We start from the raw sequence: 19780 nt of genomic DNA, 5'->3' as shown, positions 1-19780 counted from the left end.
CCGTATCGACGCGGGGACATACCGGCTGCTAGGCGCGCCCCCGCGTACGTCGGTTGCCGCGCCCCGGCGACGCCTCGCCCGACCCCTCACTTCGGGCCCACCACGCCCGACCCCTCACGCCCGGGCGCCCTCATCCCCGCCCCTCCCGCCCGGGCGCCCTCATCCCCGCCCCTCATCCCCGCCCCTCACCCCGGTCGCCGCGCCGCTTGCGCCGCCCCCTGCGGCCCCGCACTCCTCCCGCCTCGCCGCGCGTCCGCCCGTCCAGCGCGATCCACACCCGGACCTCGGTCCCGCCGAGCACCGAGCGGCCCAGCCGCACGTCACCGCCCGTCGATTCCGCGACCCGCCGCACGATGTCGAGGCCGAGGCCCGTCGAGCCGTCGCGGCCGCCGTCGTTGCCGCGCCGCAGGGCGGCATCCGGGTCCGCGATGCCCGGCCCCGCGTCCGAGACGAGCACGATGACCGCGTCCGACGCGTCGTGGACGTCCACCGCGAAGGGCGTGCCCTCGGGGGTGTGCCGGAAGACGTTGCCGAGCAGGGCGTCGAGGGCGGCCGCGAGCTCGGGCCGCGCCACGGGGATCCGTACCGTACGGTCCACCCCCGCGAGCCGCACCTCGCGGCCCTCGTCCTCCGCCAGCGCCGACCAGAAGGCCATCCGGTCGCGGATCACCTCCGAGGCGTCGCAGCCCGCGCCCGCGCCCGCGCCGACCAGGCCGGTGGCCGGGCGCTGCTCACGGGCCGTACGGATGATCGTGTCGACCTCGCGCTCCAGTTGCTCGACCGCCTCCCGGGTCTGCTCGGCCGCCGGCCCGTCCCCGAGGGAGGCCGCGTTGAGCCGCAGCACCGTCAGCGGCGTCCGCAGCCGGTGCGAGAGGTCGGCGGCCAGTTCGCGTTCATTGGCGAGGAGTTCCACCACCTGGTCGGCCATCGCGTTGAAGGCGACGGCCGCCGAGCGCAGTTCCTTCGGCCCGTCCGCCGGCACCCGCGCCCCCAGCCGGCCTTCGCCCAGCTGGTGCGCCGCGTCCGCGAGCCGCTCGGCCGGGCGGACCAGCCGGGCGCCGAGCCGGTCGGCGACCGCCACGGAGCCCACGATGAGCGCCAGCCCGACGCCCGCGAGGACCAGCCAGGCCGTCGCGACGCCATTGCTGACCTCGCTCTCCGGTACGAAGATCTCCACCACCGCGATATCGCCCGACCCGAGTGCGGTCGGCTGGAGCAGGGCGGAACCCCCGCCCGCCACCGAGGCCGTCGTGGCCCGCCCGATCCGCCGGGTCTGCGCCACGGCGTGTTCGCCCGCCCAGCCGTCCCCGATGTCCACGTGCGGGCTGTCGCCGATGGCGGGCAGGTGGACGGCCATCCGCCGGGCCGCGCCCATCTGCGTGGACTCCACCGCCCGGCGCAGCTGCACCGGGTCGGTGGTGATGGACAGCGTCGGCCCGATGGTGGCGGCCTGCCGCTCGGCGTTGGAGAAGGCCCGGTCGCTGGCCATCTCCTGGACGACGAGCCCGAGCGGTACGGCGAAGGCCACGACCACCATGGCCGTGACCGCGAGGCACACCTTGACGAGCGCCCACCTCACAGCGGCGGCTCCAGCTTGACTCCCACACCCCGCAGCGTGTGCAGGTAGCGCGGGCTGGCCGCCGTCTCGCCGAGCTTGCGGCGCAGCCAGGACAGGTGCACGTCGATGGTCTGGTCGTCGCCGTACGCCTGCTGCCAGACCTCGGCGAGCAGTTCGCGCCGGGCCACGACCACCCCGGGCCGTCCGGCGAGGAAGGCCAGCAGGTCGAACTCGCGCCGGGTGAGGTCCAGTACCGTCCCGTCGAGCTCGGCCTGGCGGCGCAGCGGGTCGATCGCCAGCCCGCCGACGCGCAGGACGCGCGAGGGCGGTTCGGCGGCGGCCGCCTGGGAGCGGCGCAGGACGGCGGCCATCCGGGCGGAGAGGTGCTCCACGGAGAAGGGCTTGGTCAGGTAGTCGTCGGCTCCGTCGTTGAGCAGCCGGACGATCTCCGCCTCGTCGTCGCGCGCGGTCGCGATGATCACGGGTACGTCGGTGATGCCGCGCAGCATCTTGAGCGCCTCGGAACCGTCCAGGTCCGGCAGGCCCAGGTCGAGGATGACCACGTCGAAGCGGTGGTGGGCGACTTCGCGCAGGGCCTCCAGGGCCGTGCCGACGCTGCGCACGATGTGCGAGGCCTCGGTCAGGTGCCGGATGAGGGCGGAACGTACGAACTGGTCGTCCTCGACCACGAGCACACTTGCCATGGCCCGCACCGTAGCCCATTCGGGGGACCCGGGAGGCGTCGGGCCGCATCGGCGGCGGGTGGTGCAGTATGGCCCCTGATGCGACGAGGACTGATACACGCCATGGCTTGGACGCTGGCGACCGGGGCCGCGGTGACGCTGTCGTGGTGGGGCGTGCACACCGTCATGTCGGGCACCGCCTACGATCCGCCGCTCGCGGTTCCGCTCACCACGCAGCCGCTGTCCTCCTCGACGCACGGGGACCGCACCGGGGAGCCCACGGAGCCCGGTTCGCCCTCGCCGTCGCCCTCGCCCGTCGCACCCGCGGCGGCCTCGGCTCCGGCGTCCGTCACACCGTCCCCCGCCGCTCCGTCCCCGCCCAAGGCCTCCGGGAAGGCCGCGCCCGGCGCGCGCCCCTCGGCGCAGGCGGGCGGCGAGGACGCGGGCCGGGTGAAGGCCTACCCCGTCTCGGGCGGCCGGGTCGTCTTCGACCTCGGGGAGTCCTCGGCCGAGCTGGTGTCCGCGACGCCGGCGGCCGGCTGGCGGATGCAGGTGTGGAAGCTGGACACGTGGATCCGGGTCACCTTCACCCGTGACGACCGCGAGGTGTCGGTCTTCTGCACCTGGCACGACCACCCGCCGAGGGTGGAGATCGTCGACCCGTGAGCGTGTCCCTTCCCCTCCACCTGAGTCCTGTCCAGGCGATCTTCGTGGATCGGGCCGCGTTGTCTGGTGCGGTGCATCGCAAGGCGAAGGGGCGCAGCTCGTACGTGGCCGTACTCGCGCGCTCCGACAACCCGGGGGCCCCTCCCAGCGGTAGCTGGGGGAGAGGCGCCGTGCCGGGCAGCACGGGCCCGCGGAGATCGCCCGGACAGGCCTAGTGGAAGACCGAGGGCGGCGGCAGCGGTGAGGCCACCGCGGAGGCGTCGGCCACCGGGGCCGCGCCGCCCGTGAACGCCGCCAGGGCGCGGCCGTGCTCGACCCGGCCGGGATGCGGGTCGCTCGCCACGCGCCGGGTGAACTCCGCGACGGGCAGTTCCCGGTCCGCGGCCACCAGGACCGCGTTGCCGAAACGTTTCCCCCGCCACACCACGGGATCGGCCGCCAAGGCCAGCTCCGCGAACCGGGACGCGGCCGTCGCGATCTGCCCGCGCAGGTGGGTGAGCGGCGGCCCGTCGGCGAGGTTGGCGACGTACCACCCGGTGGGCGCGAGGGCGCGGCGTACGTCGTCCAGGAACTCGGTGCTCGTCAGGTGCGCCGGGGTGCGCGCGCCGCTGAACACGTCCGCGATCACCAGGTCCGCCCAGCCGTCCGGCACCTTCGCCAGGCCCGCCCGCGCGTCCACCGCCCGGACCCGGACCCGCGCCTGGGGATCCAGCGGCAGGTGTTCGCGTACGAAGGCGACCAGAGCGGCGTCGATCTCCACGATCTGCTGGGTGGAGCGGGGGCGGGAGGCGGCCGTGTAGCGGGCGAGGGTGAAGGCGCCGCCGCCCAGGTGCACCACGTTGAGGGGCTGCCGGGCGGGCGCGACGAGGTCGATCAAGTGTCCGATCCGCCGCTGGTAGGCGAAGTCCAGGTATCCCGGATCGTCGAGGTCCACATGTGACTGCGGGGCCCCGTCGACGAGCAGCGTCCAGGCCGCCGAGCGCTCGCGGTCGGGCGCGAGCTCCGCCCGGCCGCCGCTCACCTGCCCGACGACCGCTTCGGCGCCGCCGCGTCCGCGCTGCCCGCCCCTGCCCCTGCCCGTGTCCCGGTCCCTGACTCTGTCCTTGCCTGCCACGGTCCCATTGTGACCGGTCAGCGGCAGTTGTCGGCCGCCTCGATCAGCCGGGCCGCCTCACCGAGCGCCGCGCGCAACACCTCCGGGTCGGTGACGGGCTCCACCGCGTCCGGCGGGAGCAGCCAGCCCGTACCGCCCGGGGTGGGGGCGGCGGCCTCGCCGAAGCGCATTCCGCGCCCGTTGGTCTGCGTACAGGCGCTGCCCGGCAGGTCCCAGGCGTCGGCCGTGCCGGGCGGGACGAGGAAACCGAGGGTGTCGCCGGACCCGTCGTGCAGAACGGGGCCCACGCCGCCGGCCTGGCTGGCGGCGCGGCGGATGATGTCCACTGCCTCCAGGCCCTGCCGGGTCGGCACGGTGACCAGGTCCGGCGCGTCGATCGGGGTCGGGCCGGGTGCGGGGAGCGCCCCGGGTGCGGGCGGCGAGGGGGGTGCGGTGCCGATTCCAGTGCTCTCCATGCCGGCCTCCACCAAGGGAACCCCTCCTCGATCCGCGTACGAGCCGGGAGCGGTCAGTCGCCTCCCACTCCGCATGGGTTCAACGCACGGGAACGTCAACAGGTGCGGCGGCAAGACGCTGCAAAGGATGGCAGTTCATGGCGGATCGCGGGTGAGATATCCGTTTTGTAGCCAAACACCGTATGAACGCCCTGTCGCTGGCGGTACGTTCATGCGCGCCGGGCTCAGCTTCACATGTCACAGCACCGGCGGTGCGTTCCTTGCCAGAGAGGCCACGTCCATGGCGGCGTCCCCCCACTCACCCAACTCCTCGTTCCGGCGGCTGCGCGGTCAGCACTCCCCGGCCGAGTTCGCGGCCCTGGTGCGCCGGGCGGCGAAGGAGATCGGCGAAACGGTTTCCTGCGACGCGCGTTACGTCGGCCGGGTCGAGTCCGGCGAGATCCGCTGCCCCAACTACGCCTACGAGCGGGTCTTCCTCCACATGTTCCCCGGCCGCACCCTGGCCGACCTCGGTTTCTCCGCGCGCGAGGCCGTCCGCGGCCGTGCGGCGCGGCGGGCCCCGTTCTCCACCCTCCCCCACCCTCCCCGTCCCAAGGAGAGCGACGTGCTGCGTCGCGCGTTCATGGCGGGCGGCTCCGCGACCGTGGCGGCCGCGACGCTCACCCTCACACTCACCCTGCTGGGTGACACCCGCCGCATCCCCTCCCGCGCCGGTGAGTCCGAAGCCGCCGCCGTCGAGGACGCCGTACGCCAGATCCGGCTGCTGGACGACCGGCACGGGGCCGACGCCCTGTACCGCAAGGCCGCCGAACCCCTGCGCACCGCCTACGCGCTGCTGGACGCGGGCGCCACCCGCCAGTCCACCGAGGACCGGCTGCACGCGGGCGCCGGTGAACTGGCCGTGTCCGTCGGCTGGCTGGCCCACGACTCCGGGCGCTTCGAGGACGCCCGCTCGCACTACGCGGAGGCCCTGGCGACGGCCCGGGTGTCGGGAGACGCGAGCCTGGAGGCGCACGCCTTCAGCAACATGGCCTTCCTCGCCCGGGACTGCGGTCGTTCGCGGGAGTCGGTACGGGCGGCCCAGGCGGGCATCCGCGCCGCCCGCTCCCTCGGTTCCCCGCGGCTGCTGTCGCTGCTCGCGCTCCGGGAGGCGGGCGGCTGGGCGGGGCTCGCGGACCGCAGGGCCTGCGAGGAGGCGCTGACCCGGGCGCACCGGGAGTTCTCCCGCGGCGAGGCGGGCGCGGACCCGGAGTGGATGTCCTTCTTCGGCGAGGCCGAGCTGGAGTTTCTGGAGGCGCGGTGCTGGGCGGTGCTCGGGGAGCATGCCCGCGCGGCCCGGCACGCGCGCCGCGCCGCGGACCTCCAGGGACCGCACTTCGCCCGGAATGTCGCCCTCTACACCGCCGAGCTCGCCGGCAACCTCGCTCACGCGGGGGCCCCCGACGAGGCCGCGTGGGCCGGTGGCCGGGTGCTGGACCTGCTCGACGAGGTGCAGTCCACCCGGGTGCGCTCCATGCTCGCGCAGACCGCCCGCACCCTGGTCCCGCACCAGCGCTCGCCGCGCGTGGGCGCCTTCCTGACCCGGCACGCCGCCGGCTGACCCGGAGACGGCGCCCAACCCGCCGCCCGCCGTCAGCCGTCAGCCGCCGACGTACTCGTAGACCCCGCCGTCCGGGTGCCGGACGACGGCCCGGTGCCCGTTGGGCGTGGCGGTGGGGGCGGCGATCACCTCGCCGCCGGCGGCCTCGCAGTGCGCCACCGCCGCCTCCACGTCCGCGACGGTGAGCGTGGCGGCCACCCCGGCGAACCGTTCGGCGATCCCGTCGGGGCCGCTGAACAGTAAGAACGGCCCGACGCTCGCGAGGTCGAGCCCGGCGAACTCGAACCTGGTGGCCGGCTGACCGGTGAGCCGTACGTAGAAGTCCAGCGCCGGGCCCAGTTCGGCCACACGTCGCCGCAGCACCACGGAAGTAATCGTCATGCCCTCATCCTCCCAACCGGCTCGGCACTCGACTCGCCCCCGCACTAGAGGAATTGGCGAGGGCCGGTGCTTGCCGGTGCGTGCCGGTCAGGGCCGGGCCTACGCGTCCAGGTGTCCCGTGTCGTTCCAGCGCTCCAGCGCGGGCGCACCGTAGGCCCACCCGAGGACCGAGAGGGAGGTCGGCTCCAGACGGATGCGGGCGCCGAAGGAGGCCTCGAAGCCGAGCCAGCGGGCCGCCAGGGTGCGCAGGATGTGCCCGTGGGCGAAGACGAGGACGTCGCGCTCGGCCGAGCGGGCCCAGCCGACCACCTCGTCGGCGCGCGCCGCGACATCGGCCACGGACTCGCCGCCCGGGACGCCGTCGCGCCAGATGAGCCAGCCGGGGCGGACCGCCTGGATCTCGGCCGGGGTCATGCCCTCGTAGTCGCCGTAGTCCCATTCCATCAGCGCGTCCCACGGCTCCGCCCGGGCGCCGAAGCCGGCCAGGTCGCAGCTCTCGCTCGCGCGGACCAGCGGGCTGGTGCGGACCTCCGTGCCCCGCAGGCCCTTCCACGGGTCGCGGGCCAGCCGGTCGCCGAGCAGCTTCGCGCCGCGCTTGCCCTCCTCCAGCAGGGGCACGTCCGTGCGTCCGGTGTGCTTGCCGAGCTGGGACCACGCCGTCTGGCCGTGGCGGGCCAGCAGGATGCGGGGGGCCATGTGAATCTCTCCCGGTCCATGAGAATCCCGCGCGCTTTACGGTGATTCCGTCGTCCGACCATCATCCATCACATGAACGCCCGGAAAGCTCCCGCGTCCCTCCAGGGCAGCGAGGAGCCGGTTTCCGCGGTCCGTCCACGATTGTCAGTGGCGGATGGGAGACTGCCGCGGTGAGCTCCTACCCGCCCAGCGGCCCTCCCCGGGGGACCGCGCCGCCGACTCCGCTGCCGACTCCGCTGCCGACCCCGCGGACGACGACGCTGCGCCAGCGGCTCGCGGATCTGCGCGGTCCCGCCGTACCGCCCCGGCCGCTCGACGCCCGGGCGCTCGCCGCGCTCGCCGCCAACCCCGGCTGCGACCGACGCGCCCTGCTCGACGGCGCCGGGGTGGACAAGTCCGCGCTCGCCTCGGCCCTCGGCTCGCCCGCCCCCTTCGGGCAGTCCCAGTTCGCCATCGTCCGCGGCAACTCCTTCGAGGCCAAGGTCAAGGGCGACGGCGGGGCGGAGCTGCTGCGGCTGGTCCACGAACACCTCGGCGCCGGAGCCGAGCCGCCCGGGCCCGGCGCCCGCGTCCCCGACCTCGCCGCCGCCGGGCCCGAGGGCCGCGCCGCCCGCACCGCGCTGGCCCTGCGCGAAGCCACCGCCGCCGGGCGCGCCGTCGGCGCCTGGACGCTGCTGGACCACCCGATGCTGGCGCTGGAGGTGGCCGGCTCACCCGCGTACCTGGAGCCGGACGCCGTCGTCGTGCATCCCGACGGCCGCTGGACCGTCGTGGAGATCAAGTCGTTCCCGATGATCGACGGCGGCGCCGACGCCGCGAAGGTGGGCTCCGCCGCCCGGCAGGCCGCCGTCTACGTGCTGGCCCTGGAGAAGACCGCCGAGAAGCTGGACGGCGCCCGGGTCGGGCACCGCGTGCTGCTGGTGTGCCCCAAGGACTTCTCCAACCTGCCCACCGCCTCCCCCGTCGACATCCGCCGCGAGCGCGCCGTGACCGTGCGGCAGCTGGAGCGGCTGACCGGGGTCGAGGAGCTGGCCGCGGCGCTCCCCGAGGGGCTCGGCTTTGACCCGGCCCGCCCCGCCGAGGAGCTGACCGAAGCGGTGTCCGCGCTGGACGCCGCCTACGCCCCCGAATGCCTGGCCGCCTGCGAGCTGGCCTTCCACTGCCGGGACCGGGCCCGCGCCGCCGGCGAGGTGACCGCGCTGGGCCGTTCGGTACGGGGTGAGCTGGGCGCGCTGACCACCGTCGGGGGAGCCCTCGCGGCGGCCGCCGGCTCGGGTCCCGCCGGCGATCCCACCGCCGAGGCCCTGCACCACGCGGCCCGCTTGCGCGCGGAGGCGCTGGAGCTCGCCGCCGCCCGCCTGCCGTACCAGCGTCCGGAGACCCCCGCATGCCCCTGCTGAGCACGCTGGCCCGGCTGGAGGCCGTCCGCGCGGGCCGCGCCCAGCCGCTCGCGACCGTACGCCATCGCCACCTCAGCCCCCGCCCGATGGTCTTCGTACCGCTCACCACGGCCGGTGAGGCCGGTGCTCCGCTGGGCGCCATGGTCGGCACCGACCGGCACGAGCCGCGGGTCTTCGTCGTACCGCAGCCCCGCGACCGGGACCTGCGCTGGCAGTTCCTGGCGGAGCTGGCGGCCGAGGTGCTCGGCTACATCGACTCGTACGCGGACGCCGTGGAGCCGGCCGAGCGCAGCGAGACCGATCCCGAGACGGGCAAGAAGGTCAAGGTCGAGACGGAGCTGTGCCGGGACGCGCCGCAGCTGATCGTGCCGAGCCGGGCGGGCATCGAGTACGTGCGGCTGCTGGGGCGGTCGATGCGGTTCCGGCGCACCGCGGAGGAGGATCCGGACCATCCGCATCCGGCGCCCGCGCGGGTGCCGATGCTGGGGCGCTGGTTCACGCACCTCGCCGAGCGCTCCCGGGTGCCCGGGTCCTCGATGCTGGTGTCGGCGACGGATCTGCTGTCCCGGCACTGGGCCACCGGCCAGAGCAATCTGGAGGACCAGCACCTGGGCGCCCTGCTGGCCTGGATCGATCCGCCCGCCGGCGCCTCGGGCGCGCAGGCGGCCCGCCGGGCGGAGCTGGGCCGCGACCAGGACGGCCTCCTGCTGTGCCCGCCGGCCGGCCCGGCCACCGACCCGGCCTTCGACAACAAGGCGCTGGCGCCCGCGATCGCCCGCTACGACGCCGCCCGGTCGGCCGCGTCAGCCCGCCCCGAGGCCGGCGACCGCGCCCTGCGGGAGGCCGAGCAGGCCGTCCGCGACGCCGTCGTACCCCAGATGCGGGGCGCCTGGCGCCAGACCTGGGAGGCGCTCGACCTGCTGCGCGCGCTGCCCCCGGGCGAGTACGCCGAGGAGCGCTGGACCCGCGACCGCTGGTCGTACACCGGCCACCGGGACCGCGTACGGGCGGGCGAGCCTCCGCAGCCCCGCCGCGACGACGCGGTGACGGCGGCCCAGAAGCTCGCCACGCGCGAGACCGAGCAGGTGCGGCTCGACGCCCAGGAGGCGCTGGACGACCCGCTCGTGATGGCCGGCCGGCGTCTGGCGGGCGAGGCCTTCGCGGGCGAGGTCACCGAGGTGGTGATGGAATGGACCGAGTCGAAACGGCCGAGTCCGCGCCCGCTGGTGACGGTGGCCACCGAGGACCGTCCGCAGCTCGCGGACGGCAGCGGCGCGAAGGTCTTCCGCTCGCTGGACGGGCGCCCGCAGTCCGCCCGGTTCGTCCGGTACGAAGACGACGGGCGGCTCGTGCTGCGGCTGCTGGACAAGATGGGCCGCGGCCGGGAACCGGAGCCCGGCTCGGTGCCCGAGAAGGGCGAGCGCGTCTGCTGGACGCTCTTCGAGCACGACGCCCGCGGCGGCCCGAAGCTCCCGGACCCGGAGCAGACCCCGTGGACGCACGGCGGCCCGCCGGGCTCGGCCGCCGGGACCCGCCCCGACACCGTGACCGACGAGGACATCCTGTGACCGCGACCGCCTCCTTCGATCCGGGCGCGGCGGCCGCACGGGCGACCGCCGCCATCCTGCACGACACCCTCCACGGCGGCGAGCGCGGTGTCGTCGTGGACTCCCCGCCCGGAGCGGGCAAGTCCACGCTCGTCGTCCGGGCGGCCCGCGAGCTGGCCGCGGCCGGGCGCCGCCTGATGGTGGTCGCGCAGACCAACGCGCAGGTGGACGACCTGGTGCTGCGGCTCGCCGACAAGGACCCGGAGCTGAAGGTCGGCCGCCTGCACAGCAGCGACGGCGAGGCCTTCGATCCCGCGCTGCGCGAGCTGCCCTCGGTCACCCTCTCCGCCAAGCCCGGGGAGCTCGCGGACCTGCCGATCACCATCTCCACGGCCGCGAAGTGGGCCTACGTCAAGGACGCCGAGCCGTGGGAGCACGCCATCGTGGACGAGGCGTACCAGATGCGCTCGGACGCGCTGCTGGCGGTGGCCGGCCTGTTCGAGCGGGCCCTGTTCGTGGGCGACCCGGGCCAGCTGGACCCCTTCAGCGTGGTCGGCGCGGAGCAGTGGGCGGGCCTGACGTACGACCCCTCCGCGTCGGCGGTGACCACCCTGCTGGCCCACAACCCGCAGCTGCCGCAGCACCGGCTGCCCGTCTCCTGGCGGCTCCCGGCGACGGCCGCGCCGCTGGTCTCCCGCGCCTTCTACCCGTACACGCCGTTCCGCAGCGGTACGGGCCCGGGCGAGCGGCGGCTGTCGTACGGGGTTGCCTCGGACGGATCGGGCCCCGACCGGGTGCTGGACGAGGCGGCCGAGTCGGGCTGGGGGCTGCTGGAACTGCCCGCGCGCCACACCCCGCGCACCGACCCGGAGGCGGTCCGGGCGGTGGCCCTGGTGGTCCGCCGCGCTCTGGACCGGGGGGCGGTGACCTCGGACGAGCACTCCGAGACCCCGGCGCCGCTCACCGCCGACCGCATCGCCGTCGGCACCGCCCACCGCGACCAGGCGGCAGCGGTGCGCGCGGCCCTGACGCTGCTGGGGGTCGGCGGGGTGACGGTGGACACCGCGAACCGGCTCCAGGGCCGCGAGTACGACCTGACGGTGGTGCTCCATCCGCTGTCGGGGCGCCCGGACGCCACGGCCTTCCACCTGGAGACGGGCCGGCTGTGCGTCCTGGCCTCCCGGCACCGGCACGCGTGCGTGGTGGTGGCCCGGGCGGGCATAGCGGAGCTGCTGGACGACCATCCCTCGACGGAACCGGTCCAGCTGGGCGTGACGGTGAAGTTCCCGGACGGCTGGGAGGCGATGATGTCCACGTGGGACTTCTGGTCCAACCACCGGGTGGTCTGGCGTCCCTGACCGCCATTCCCTTGCCTGCTCGGCAGGCGATCAGCACGGCGCCGCACAATCCGCCGGACGGAGTCCGGCCCCCGCCGGAGGCGGCCCATCGAAACCGCCCGGACGGCTGGGAGGCCAACCACTCGGTCCTTGGCCCACCTGGCGGAACACCGCGTCGCCTGGCGGCCGTGACGTCCGCGCCGCGGGCGTCGGCGGCGGGGGCGTCGGCGGCGGGGGCGCAAAGGCCGGGTCCGGGGGTGACGGCGAGGGTGACCGGGTCGGCGGCCGAGCACCTGCTCGACTCCCGCGCCCCTCGGCTTCCCGGTCTCCTCGTGCGCACCACGGCTCGTAGGGATGTTCCAGTCCGGCCCTGTGTGCCCTTGCGCGGCGTTGGACAATGGACGGTGGCCCGGAAGGATTTCGCACGCGCAGCAGGAGGACACGCATGGCAGAGCCCGAGCGGACCGAGCGGAGGCTGCGGCCCGCGCCGCTGCTCTTCGAGCCCTCGGAGGCGGCCACGGACCCGGAGCACTTCTTCGATCTGGAGTCCATCGACGACCCCGGTGAGCTGCTGGCCCGCGCCACCGAGCTGACCCTCGCCTTCCGGGCGGCGCAGGAGCGGGCGGTGGAGTTCCAGGCGCTGGCGGCGGCCCAGCTGGCGGATCCGCGCCGCTTCGACCGCCTCACGCCGGCGGTGATCGCCGACCAGGCGGACTGGACCGAGGACTATGCCCGCAAGATGATCGAGTTCGGCGAAACCCTGCAACGCGACGCGGGCCCCGAAGGCCCGTAGCCCTCGGCGGTGACCGCCGCCGCCCGGCGGCCACGGCCGGCGCGGGGCGCGGGCCGGGACGGGAAGAGGAGGGAAGAGCGGCAGGGCGCAGCGCCGAGCTCACCCGGCTGGCATATGCGGGGCGCAACATACCGCAGCAGGACCCGCCCTGTCCCGGATTCCGGTAACTCACCGAGAACGGAACATTACGAGCGGTAGACCTGAAGGCATGACGACGCTGACGACGGCTCCCGCCTGCCCCACCCTCGACGCACGCACCGCCCCCGCCACCCACGTCACCCCGCAGGGCGCCGCCTGGCTCGCCTCCGCTTCCGCCCACCCCCGGACGACCCTCGCGCTGTGGGAGGCCCGCCCCACCGCGACGGCCGTACTGCCCTGCGGGACCGCCTTCGACGTCGTCAACGTCCCGCTCGTCCTCGGGCGCCGCGTCCTGGACCTGCTCTGGGCCGAGGGTCCCGGCTCCGGCCCGGTCGCCGTCCACCGCGGCCGGCTCCTCCTCTTCGCCTCGCCCGGCACCGCCCACCGCCTTCCCGCCCTGCTGGCGTGGGAGGAGTGGGGAGGCTCCCGCATCGCCCCGGCGCCCCTGTGCCACGGGCGCGGCGACGCCGTCACCGTGCCGCCGCTGGCCTCCGCGCCCGGACCGTCCCGCTGGCTCGTGGCCCCGGACGCCCGGACGCCGTGGCTCCCCGGGCCGGACGCCCTGCTGTGGGCCTTCGTACGCGCGGCCCGTGCCTGCGGCCCCACCACGGACCTGCGGGTATCGATTTTTCCTTCCGCCGATCCGGGTGCTAATGTCTACGACGTCAGCAAGCGCCGCTAGCTCAGTTGGTTAGAGCAGCTGACTCTTAATCAGCGGGTCCGGGGTTCGAGTCCCTGGCGGCGCACAGACGGAGGAAGGCCCCCACGCGAGTGGGGGCCTTCTTCGCGTTCCCCGCGCGGTCCCGGGCCCCTACGTCGTGACCTTGACCGTGTAGGCGCCCGACCGGGTCCGGTCCGCCACCTCGATCGTGATCCGCTCCCCCGGCACCGTGTACGTTTCGCCGACCTCCAGCGGCGCGTCCGCCAGCGGCGGGTACACCGAGCGGTCCCAGCAGGCCTCCGACCCCGGATGGCCGTCCAGTACCTCGATCGGTCCGCCGCCCGACACGGCCTCGTTGCGGACCCGGTAGACCAGCACCCCTTCCGTACAGGTGTCCCCGTCGTTGCCGGCCGAGCCCCGCGCCTCGATGGCGATCGCGCTCCCGGTGCCCGTACGGACCACCGCGAGGCGGGTCCCGCCGGTGCCGCCCCGCGGCGGGGTCTTGGCCAGCGGCTGCAGGGTGTGCAGCGAGGAGCCGGACTGCACGCAGTCCACCTGCGACGCGTCGAGCCAGCCCAGCTTCCACTTGTGCCAGGCGAAGAGGTCCGGGGCCATGCCGAACTGGCTGCCCATGACGTCCCAGTCCCCGACGTAGGTGTCCCAGTCGCCCTTGCCGTCCGTCGGCCGGTGGTAGAGGTCGGGCAGGTCGAAGACGTGGCCGGTCTCGTGGGCCAGGACGTTGCGGTCCGGCGGGTGCTGCTCGAAGACGGTGACGATCCGCCGCAGCGGGGCGCCGTCCGCCATGATCGGGCGGTCGAAGTTCACCACCTTCGTGGCGTCGGAGTCCACGCCGGGCGCGTCCGGGTCGGCGACGAAGTACACGATGTCGTACTTGCGGAAGTCGACCGCCGCGTCGGCGGTGGTGACCGCGTCCCGCAGGTAGGCCGCCCGGTGCCCGGGGGCCCAGTCGCGCTGTATGCCGTACGCGGTGGACGGCTTGGGCATCCGGATCCACCGCTTCTGCGGGTGCGGGACCAGGTGGAAGCGCCCGTACGAGGCCCGCTCGAAGAAGTCGCTGGTGGCGGGGAAGTAGTCGCCGGTCAGCTCCTGCGGGGTGAGGGTGGGCCGGTGGTCGGGGAAGGAGAGGAAGACCATGACCGCGTCGAGGGTGCGCTCGGGTCTGGGGTAGGCCCGGTTCCAGGTGTCCAGGCCGAGGGAGTGGTGCGCCGTCGTGCGGGACAGCGCGCAGGGTCCGGCCCCCGAGTCGGCCACCGCCGGCCCCGCGACGAGCGACATGGCGGCGAGCGCCGTCAGGGAGGTCAGCGCCGCCGCCGTGCTGAGCAGGGGGGAGCGGTCCACTCCCCCGGGTGTCTCCTGTCGCGGCACATCGACCTCCGGTGGTGGATTTCTGCCCTTTCGACCACCTTGAGGCGATTGTCTTACTAATGCCCTGTTCCGCTGCCCCACACGAGTGAGCGGCGCGGCAAGCCGGTGACCCCCGGACTTCACGCACCTCCCTACAGAACGTCACGACCGATCAGGTGAGGTCAGTGGGCGCTTCCTGATGCTCAAAGCCGCGCAGAAACGATCGCCCGCCACCCGGCCGACGATCCGTCATCTCGCCGTCATCCCGCTGAACTACCGCCGCCCGCCCGGCGACGCCGCTGGATGGGGCCTCCCGGCAGCCTCTATGATCGACACACTTTCCTGCACGGACACTCACGAGCACTGCGGGAGCCAACGGTGAGCGGAACCTCAGAGGGAACCGGTTCGGCGGCCGACAGCATCCGATCGGCCATTACGGAACGTCACCCAGCACTGTCGGCAGCCCCGTCGGCATCGGTCGGCCCGGCGCTTCCCCGCACCGGGGCCGAACAGAACGACTACCGGGCCGCCTTCAACGCGGCCCACCTCGCCATGGCCGTCGTCGACCGCGAAGGCTATGTCGTCACCGCCAACCAGGCCCTCGCCGGGCTGCTGGGCACCGAGCCGCAGGCGCTCGCCCGGCAGTGCGCCGCCGACCTGGTGGACCTGGCGGCGGAAGCCCGTACGTGGGGCGCGTACCAGGAGGTGCTGCGCGGGCGGCAGGCCCGGCTGCGCTGCACCCGCCGCCTCAAACACCCCGACGGGCACTCCCTGTGGACCGAGGTCACCCTGGGCCCCGTACCGGGCACCCGCGACGTGCTGCTGTCGGTCGCGGACATCAGCGACCGGCGGGACCTCCAGGCGCGGCTGCGGCACCTCCAGATGCACGACCCGGTCACCCGGCTGCCCAACCGCGCGCTGTTCTTCGAGCGGCTCTCGGCCGCCCTGGAGGCATCCTCGTACGAGCACGGCGGCACCGGCCGGATCGGGCTGTGCTACCTGGACCTGGACGGCTTCAAGGCGGTCAACGACACCCTGGGCCACCGGGTCGGCGACCGGCTGCTGGCCGCCGTCGCGGCCCGGCTCACCCAGTGCGCCGACCAGAGCGGCTACGGGCGGACCGGCGGGCATCTGGTGGCGCGCCTGGGCGGCGACGAGTTCGCACTGCTGGTCGAGGACTCCACCGGGACGGAGCAGCTCGCGGACCTGGCGCGGAGCGTGCTGGCCTGCGTACAGGAGCCCTTCGACCTGGCCGGGCAGCGGCTTTCGGTCTCCGCCTCCATCGGGGTGGTGGAACGGGCGGCGGCCGGGACCTCGGCGACCGGGCTGATGCAGGCCGCCGACACCACCCTGTACTGGGCGAAGGCGGACGGCAAGGCCCGCTGGACCCTCTTCGACCCGGAGCGCAACGCGCACCGCATGACCCGGCAGGCGCTCTCCTCCACGCTGCGGCCCGCCGTGGAGCGGGGGGAATTCGCGCTGGAGTACCAGCCGCTGGTGGAGCTGGAGAGCGGGACGGTGCGCGGGGTGGAGGCCCTGGTGCGCTGGAACCACCCGCAGTTCGGCACGCTGACGCCGAATCGGTTCATCGGGATCGCGGAAGAGGACGGCTCCATCGTCCAGTTGGGACAGTGGGTCCTGCGGACCGCCTGCCGGCAGGCGCGGCGCTGGCAGGTCGAGCAGCCCAGCGACTCCCCGGTCTTCGTGTCGGTGAACGTCGCGGTGCGCCAGGTGTGGGACTCGGACCTCGTGCGCGATGTCGCGGAAATCCTGGCCGAGACGGGGCTGGCCCCGCAGCTGCTGCAGCTGGAGCTGACGGAATCGGCGGTGATGGGCTCGGCGGGCCGGCCGCTCCAGGCCCTCCAGGCGCTGAGCGACATGGGCGTGCGGATCGCCATTGACGACTTCGGCACCGGCTACTCGAACCTCGCCTACCTCAGCCGGCTGCCCGTCTCGGTGCTGAAGCTCGACGGCTCCTTCGTGCGGGGCTTCCGTTACGAGGAGGGCACGCACCCCAATCCGGCCGACGAGACGATCGTCGAGGCCCTGGTGCAGCTCGCGCACCGGCTGGGCCTGACCGTGACGGCGGAATGCGTGGAAACCGCCGGCCAGGCGGCCCGCCTGCGCCGGGTGGGCTGCGACACGGGCCAGGGGTGGCTGTACTCCCGCGCCGTGGCCCCGGAGGTGATCGCCGGGATGATCAGCCGCCAGGCCGCCGCCGGCCTGCGCCACGGGTCCGCCCCGCATCCCCTCGTGTGAGGGGTGCGGGGCGGTCCGTCACTCGGCGCGGGGTGGGGGGATCAGCAGGCGCCGAGGTCCTTCCAGACACCCCATTCACCGGTGGTGCCCGGCGTCTCGTTCTGCGTCCACCACTGGGCCTTCCACTTGCGGCCGGCGTGGGAGACCTCGCTGCCGCCCGTGTAGACGGCGCCCGCGACGTACGCCGGCGTTGAACCGCAGCCCGCGGGAGGAGTGGTGGGCGGGTTCGTCGTCGGAGGGGTCGTGGTCGGAGGGGTCGTGGTCGGGGGCGTCGTGGTCCCGCCGAGGGCGTCCGAGATCTGGTTGAGCAGCGTGGCCTTCTCGTCCAGGCCGAGCAGGGAGTACATCATCGCGCCGGCCAGGCCGCGCTGCTTGCCGTAGTCGACCCGGGCCTGGACGGACTTCTGGTTGAGGCCGGTGAAGAACTCGCCGTCCTTGTAGAAGTACGAGGCCTTGGCCCGGTCGTCCCAGAAGGTGTGCGCCGGGCTGTCTACGGTCCCGCCCAGCTCCTTGTAGTGGGCGATGCCGGGCTGCTGGCTGAGGGGCCGGGCGGCGGAGGCGCCGGTCGCGGGCTGGGCGAGGCCGCCCGCGGTACCGGCCGGGATGCCCTTCCAGCCGCGGTAGTAGAACTCGTAGCCCAGCGTCAGCTTGCCCGCCGGGAACCCGCCGGCGATCCCGTAGGCCGGGTTGCCGTCGACCCAGGAGTCGATGGCGTTGTCGATGCTGTACTTCTCGGTGCCGGGCTCGATCGGGTCGGTCGGGTCGGCCGCGGACGGGTACAGCGGGGACTGGTGGTACGTCGGCCCGTCGCCGTCCCAGGCGCCGTGCATGTCGTAGGTCATGATGTTCGCGTAGTCGAGGTACGCGCCGATCTTGTCCGTCTCGATGTGCTTGATCTTGTCCTGGCCGGCCGGCAGCGCCGAGGTCAGCAGGTACTTCTTGCCGCCGTTGGCCCGGCCGTGGGCGTCGAGCTGCTCGCGGAACTCCTTGAGCAGCAGCGTGAAGTTCTGCTTGTCCTCGGGGGCGTAGTGGTTGCCCAGGTGGCCGCCGGAGGAGCCGGGGTACTCCCAGTCGATGTCGATGCCGTCGAAGATCCCGGCGGCGGCGCCCTGGCCGCCGAAGCCGCCCTCGACCGGCAGATCGCCCTTGATGTACTGGCCGATGCAGGAGGACACGAACTTCTTGCGGGAGGCGTCGGTCTTCGCCGCGTCGCTGAAGTACTTCGAGTACGTCCAGCCGCCGAGCGAGATATTGATCTTCAGGTGCGGATACTTGGCCTTCAGCTGCTTGAACTGGTTGAAGACGCCGACGATCGGCTGGTCCCACTTGTCGGCGACCCCGCTGACGCTGTCCGCCGCGCTGAAGGACTTCTGGTAGTCGGCGTACGCGTCACCCGCGCCGTCACCGGCGTTGGGGTTGTTGTCGTCGCCCGCCGCCTTGTTGGCCTCGAAACAGGTGAGCTGGGTGGGGTGGATGTTGCCGAAGGAATAGTTGATGACGTCCAGCTTGCCCGCTATGCCGCGGGTGTCCAGGTGCTTGGGGTAGAAGGCGTTCCCGTACACGCTCCACTGGTCGTAATAGGCGATGCGGATACCGCCGGCCGCGGCGGTGGCCGGGGCGTCGGCGGCCCGGGCGTCGGCGGCCCGGGCGGTGCCGAGCCCCGCGAAGGAGGCCAGCGCTCCGGCTGCCAGCGCGGCCGTGGCGGCGGCCGCGATGAGGGGTTTACGGATGTGCATGAACTGCCTCCGGGGGGTGGGAGGGAGGAGCGACAAGTGCGGGTGGGAGAAGTGATAGCGATCACCGCAGGCCCGAGTCAATGGTTTGGACCAAAGAAGGACTAGACCACTCGCGCGCCAAATCCCCTCGTCAGAGAGGTGAGAGCACATCAGAAACCGCCCGCCACCCCGGGTGACGAGCGGTTTAAGGGTCCCTTCAGGAAGCCTCAGGCAACCCCTGCGCAAGGTTTCGGCAACAGACCAGCCGAACTCCCTTCGCCTACGGTCAATCAGCTACGGGCTCGCGCACCGGCATCGCGTACGCATCTGCGATGAGCTCGTACGAGCGCGACCGGGCCTCGCCGCTGTGCGCGCTGGCGGTCAGCATCAGCTCGTCGGCCCCCGTCCGCCGGACGAGGTCGTCCAGTCCGGAGCGCACCTCGTCGGGCGTGCCGTGGACGATGTTCGCGAGCCAGCCGTCCACGAACTCCCGTTCCGCGGCGGAGAACGGGTACGCCGCCGCCTCCTCGGGCGTCGGCACCAGCCCCGGCCGCCCGCCGCGCAGCCGCAGCATCGCCAGGGCGCCGGTGAGCGCCTGGGCGCGGGCCCGCTCCTCGGTGTCGGCGGCCAGGGCGGAGACCCCGATGACGGCGTACGGGGCGTCCAGGACCGCCGACGGCCGGAAGGCCTGCCGGTAGAGGTCGAGCGCGGGCAGGGTGCCGGCCGCCGAGAAGTGGTGGGCGTAGGCGAAGGGCAGGCCCAGTTCGCCGGCGAGGCGGGCGCTGAAGCCGGAGGACCCGAGCAGCCACAGCGGCGGCCGCCCGGCGGGGCCCTGCACCGGCCCGGGTACGGCGTGGACGCGGGCGTAGGGGTGCCCGTCGGGAAAGTCGTCGTCGAGGAAGCGGGTGAGCTCGGCGAGCCGCCTGGGGAACTCGTCCGCGGCCTCGTCCAGCCGCCCGGGCCCGCGCAGCGCGGCGGCCGTGCGGCCGTCGGTGCCGGGCGCCCGGCCCAGCCCGAGGTCGATCCGCCCCGGGGCGAGTGCTTCCAGCGTGCCGAACTGCTCGGCGATGGCGAGCGGGGCGTGATTGGGCAGCATGACCCCGCCGGAGCCGAGCCGGATGCGGGAGGTGTGCGCGGCGAGGTGCGCCAGGATCACGGCCGGGGAGGAGCTGGCGACCCCGGGCATGGAGTGGTGCTCGGCGACCCAGTGGCGGTGGTAGCCCCGGGACTCGGCGAGCCGGGCGATGGCCACGCTGGTACGCAAGGCGTCGTAGGCGGTGCTGCCGGCGCCGACGGTGGCGAGGTCGAGGACGGAGAGCGGTACGGGCGCCCGGCCCCGCGCCGTGCCGCGGATCGCGTCGCGGCCCTCCTGTCGATGTGCGTCCCCGCTGTCACTCATCGTCGCTCCCGTC

17 protein-coding genes and 1 tRNA gene are annotated in these 19780 nt (G+C 74.1%); 9 read left to right on the top strand and 9 right to left on the bottom strand.

Going from position 1 to position 19780, the window contains the following annotated elements; genetic code table 11:
- Window positions 1-172: 172 nt before the first annotated feature.
- Both ACWDX7_RS03165 and ACWDX7_RS03160 read right to left on the bottom strand, forming a co-directional pair.
- The gene (locus ACWDX7_RS03165) at window positions 173-1579 is read right to left on the bottom strand and encodes a sensor histidine kinase (protein WP_451488514.1); all 1407 of its coding nucleotides are present in this window, start codon (window positions 1577-1579) and stop codon (window positions 173-175) included.
- The gene (locus tag ACWDX7_RS03160; RefSeq protein ID WP_451488515.1) at window positions 1576-2262 is read right to left on the bottom strand and encodes a response regulator transcription factor; all 687 of its coding nucleotides are present in this window, start codon (window positions 2260-2262) and stop codon (window positions 1576-1578) included. Before ACWDX7_RS03160 ends, ACWDX7_RS03165 begins: the two co-directional genes overlap by 4 nt.
- A gap of 78 nt (window positions 2263-2340) precedes the next feature.
- Between ACWDX7_RS03160 and ACWDX7_RS03155 the strand changes: the two genes are divergently transcribed.
- Window positions 2341-2907, top strand: a complete 567-nt coding sequence (locus tag ACWDX7_RS03155; RefSeq protein WP_451488516.1) for a hypothetical protein — start codon at window positions 2341-2343, stop codon at window positions 2905-2907.
- Window positions 2908-3118: 211 nt separating this feature from the next.
- On the opposite strand, the gene ACWDX7_RS03150 is transcribed toward ACWDX7_RS03155, so the two are convergent.
- Together ACWDX7_RS03150 and ACWDX7_RS03145 are read right to left on the bottom strand one after the other, a co-directional pair.
- Window positions 3119-4021 carry a spermidine synthase gene (locus ACWDX7_RS03150; RefSeq protein WP_451488517.1) on the bottom strand — a complete coding sequence of 301 codons (903 nt, stop codon included), beginning with the start codon at window positions 4019-4021 and terminating at the stop codon, window positions 3119-3121.
- Window positions 4022-4038: 17 nt separating this feature from the next.
- Window positions 4039-4476, bottom strand: a complete 438-nt coding sequence (locus tag ACWDX7_RS03145; protein ID WP_451488518.1) for a hypothetical protein — start codon at window positions 4474-4476, stop codon at window positions 4039-4041.
- 280 nt (window positions 4477-4756) lie between these two features.
- On the opposite strand from ACWDX7_RS03145, the gene ACWDX7_RS03140 reads away from it, so the two are divergent.
- Window positions 4757-6076 (top strand): tetratricopeptide repeat protein, encoded by a 1320-nt coding sequence (locus tag ACWDX7_RS03140; protein WP_451488519.1) that lies wholly within the window; start codon window positions 4757-4759, stop codon window positions 6074-6076.
- Between the two features lie 39 nt (window positions 6077-6115).
- On the opposite strand, the gene ACWDX7_RS03135 is transcribed toward ACWDX7_RS03140, so the two are convergent.
- Window positions 6116-6457 (bottom strand): VOC family protein, encoded by a 342-nt coding sequence (locus tag ACWDX7_RS03135; protein ID WP_451488520.1) that lies wholly within the window; start codon window positions 6455-6457, stop codon window positions 6116-6118.
- A gap of 99 nt (window positions 6458-6556) precedes the next feature.
- Window positions 6557-7153 carry a histidine phosphatase family protein gene (locus ACWDX7_RS03130; protein ID WP_451488521.1) on the bottom strand — a complete coding sequence of 199 codons (597 nt, stop codon included), beginning with the start codon at window positions 7151-7153 and terminating at the stop codon, window positions 6557-6559.
- Window positions 7154-7323: 170 nt separating this feature from the next.
- Between ACWDX7_RS03130 and ACWDX7_RS03125 the strand changes: the two genes are divergently transcribed.
- The 6 genes from ACWDX7_RS03125 to ACWDX7_RS03100 all read left to right on the top strand — a co-directional run bounded on the left by ACWDX7_RS03125 (window position 7324) and on the right by ACWDX7_RS03100 (window position 13114).
- Window positions 7324-8553 carry a hypothetical protein gene (locus tag ACWDX7_RS03125; RefSeq protein WP_451488522.1) on the top strand — a complete coding sequence of 410 codons (1230 nt, stop codon included), beginning with the start codon at window positions 7324-7326 and terminating at the stop codon, window positions 8551-8553.
- The gene (locus ACWDX7_RS03120; RefSeq protein WP_451488523.1) at window positions 8541-10121 is read left to right on the top strand and encodes a hypothetical protein; all 1581 of its coding nucleotides are present in this window, start codon (window positions 8541-8543) and stop codon (window positions 10119-10121) included. Before ACWDX7_RS03125 ends, ACWDX7_RS03120 begins: the two co-directional genes overlap by 13 nt.
- Window positions 10118-11458, top strand: coding sequence for an AAA domain-containing protein (locus ACWDX7_RS03115; RefSeq protein ID WP_451488524.1), 1341 nt, complete (start codon window positions 10118-10120; stop codon window positions 11456-11458). The genes ACWDX7_RS03120 and ACWDX7_RS03115 overlap by 4 nt, the downstream gene beginning before the upstream one ends.
- 424 nt (window positions 11459-11882) lie before the next feature.
- Window positions 11883-12230 carry a hypothetical protein gene (locus ACWDX7_RS03110; protein ID WP_451488525.1) on the top strand — a complete coding sequence of 116 codons (348 nt, stop codon included), beginning with the start codon at window positions 11883-11885 and terminating at the stop codon, window positions 12228-12230.
- Window positions 12231-12438: 208 nt separating this feature from the next.
- On the top strand, window positions 12439-13050 hold the full coding sequence (locus tag ACWDX7_RS03105) for a bifunctional DNA primase/polymerase (RefSeq protein ID WP_451488526.1): 612 nt from the start codon (window positions 12439-12441) through the stop codon (window positions 13048-13050).
- A tRNA-Lys gene (locus ACWDX7_RS03100) sits at window positions 13041-13114 on the top strand. Before ACWDX7_RS03105 ends, ACWDX7_RS03100 begins: the two co-directional genes overlap by 10 nt.
- Window positions 13115-13179: 65 nt before the next feature.
- On the opposite strand, the gene ACWDX7_RS03095 is transcribed toward ACWDX7_RS03100, so the two are convergent.
- A complete protein-coding gene (locus ACWDX7_RS03095; RefSeq protein WP_451488527.1) occupies window positions 13180-14415 on the bottom strand; it encodes a M6 family metalloprotease domain-containing protein in 1236 nt (411 codons plus the stop codon).
- Window positions 14416-14772: 357 nt separating this feature from the next.
- On the opposite strand from ACWDX7_RS03095, the gene ACWDX7_RS03090 reads away from it, so the two are divergent.
- Window positions 14773-16653 carry a putative bifunctional diguanylate cyclase/phosphodiesterase gene (locus ACWDX7_RS03090; RefSeq protein ID WP_451488528.1) on the top strand — a complete coding sequence of 627 codons (1881 nt, stop codon included), beginning with the start codon at window positions 14773-14775 and terminating at the stop codon, window positions 16651-16653.
- Between the two features lie 41 nt (window positions 16654-16694).
- Here the strand turns inward: ACWDX7_RS03090 and ACWDX7_RS03085 are convergent, their stop codons facing one another.
- Window positions 16695-18389: a glycosyl hydrolase family 18 protein gene (locus ACWDX7_RS03085; RefSeq protein ID WP_451488529.1), complete on the bottom strand. Its 1695-nt coding sequence runs from the start codon at window positions 18387-18389 to the stop codon at window positions 16695-16697.
- 265 nt (window positions 18390-18654) lie between these two features.
- Window positions 18655-19767, bottom strand: coding sequence for an LLM class flavin-dependent oxidoreductase (locus tag ACWDX7_RS03080; protein ID WP_451488530.1), 1113 nt, complete (start codon window positions 19765-19767; stop codon window positions 18655-18657).
- Window positions 19768-19780 lie beyond the last annotated feature (13 nt).

The sequence above is a fragment of the Streptomyces sp. NPDC003034 genome (assembly GCF_053591375.1).
This window is presented reverse-complemented; position numbering and strand designations above follow the sequence as displayed.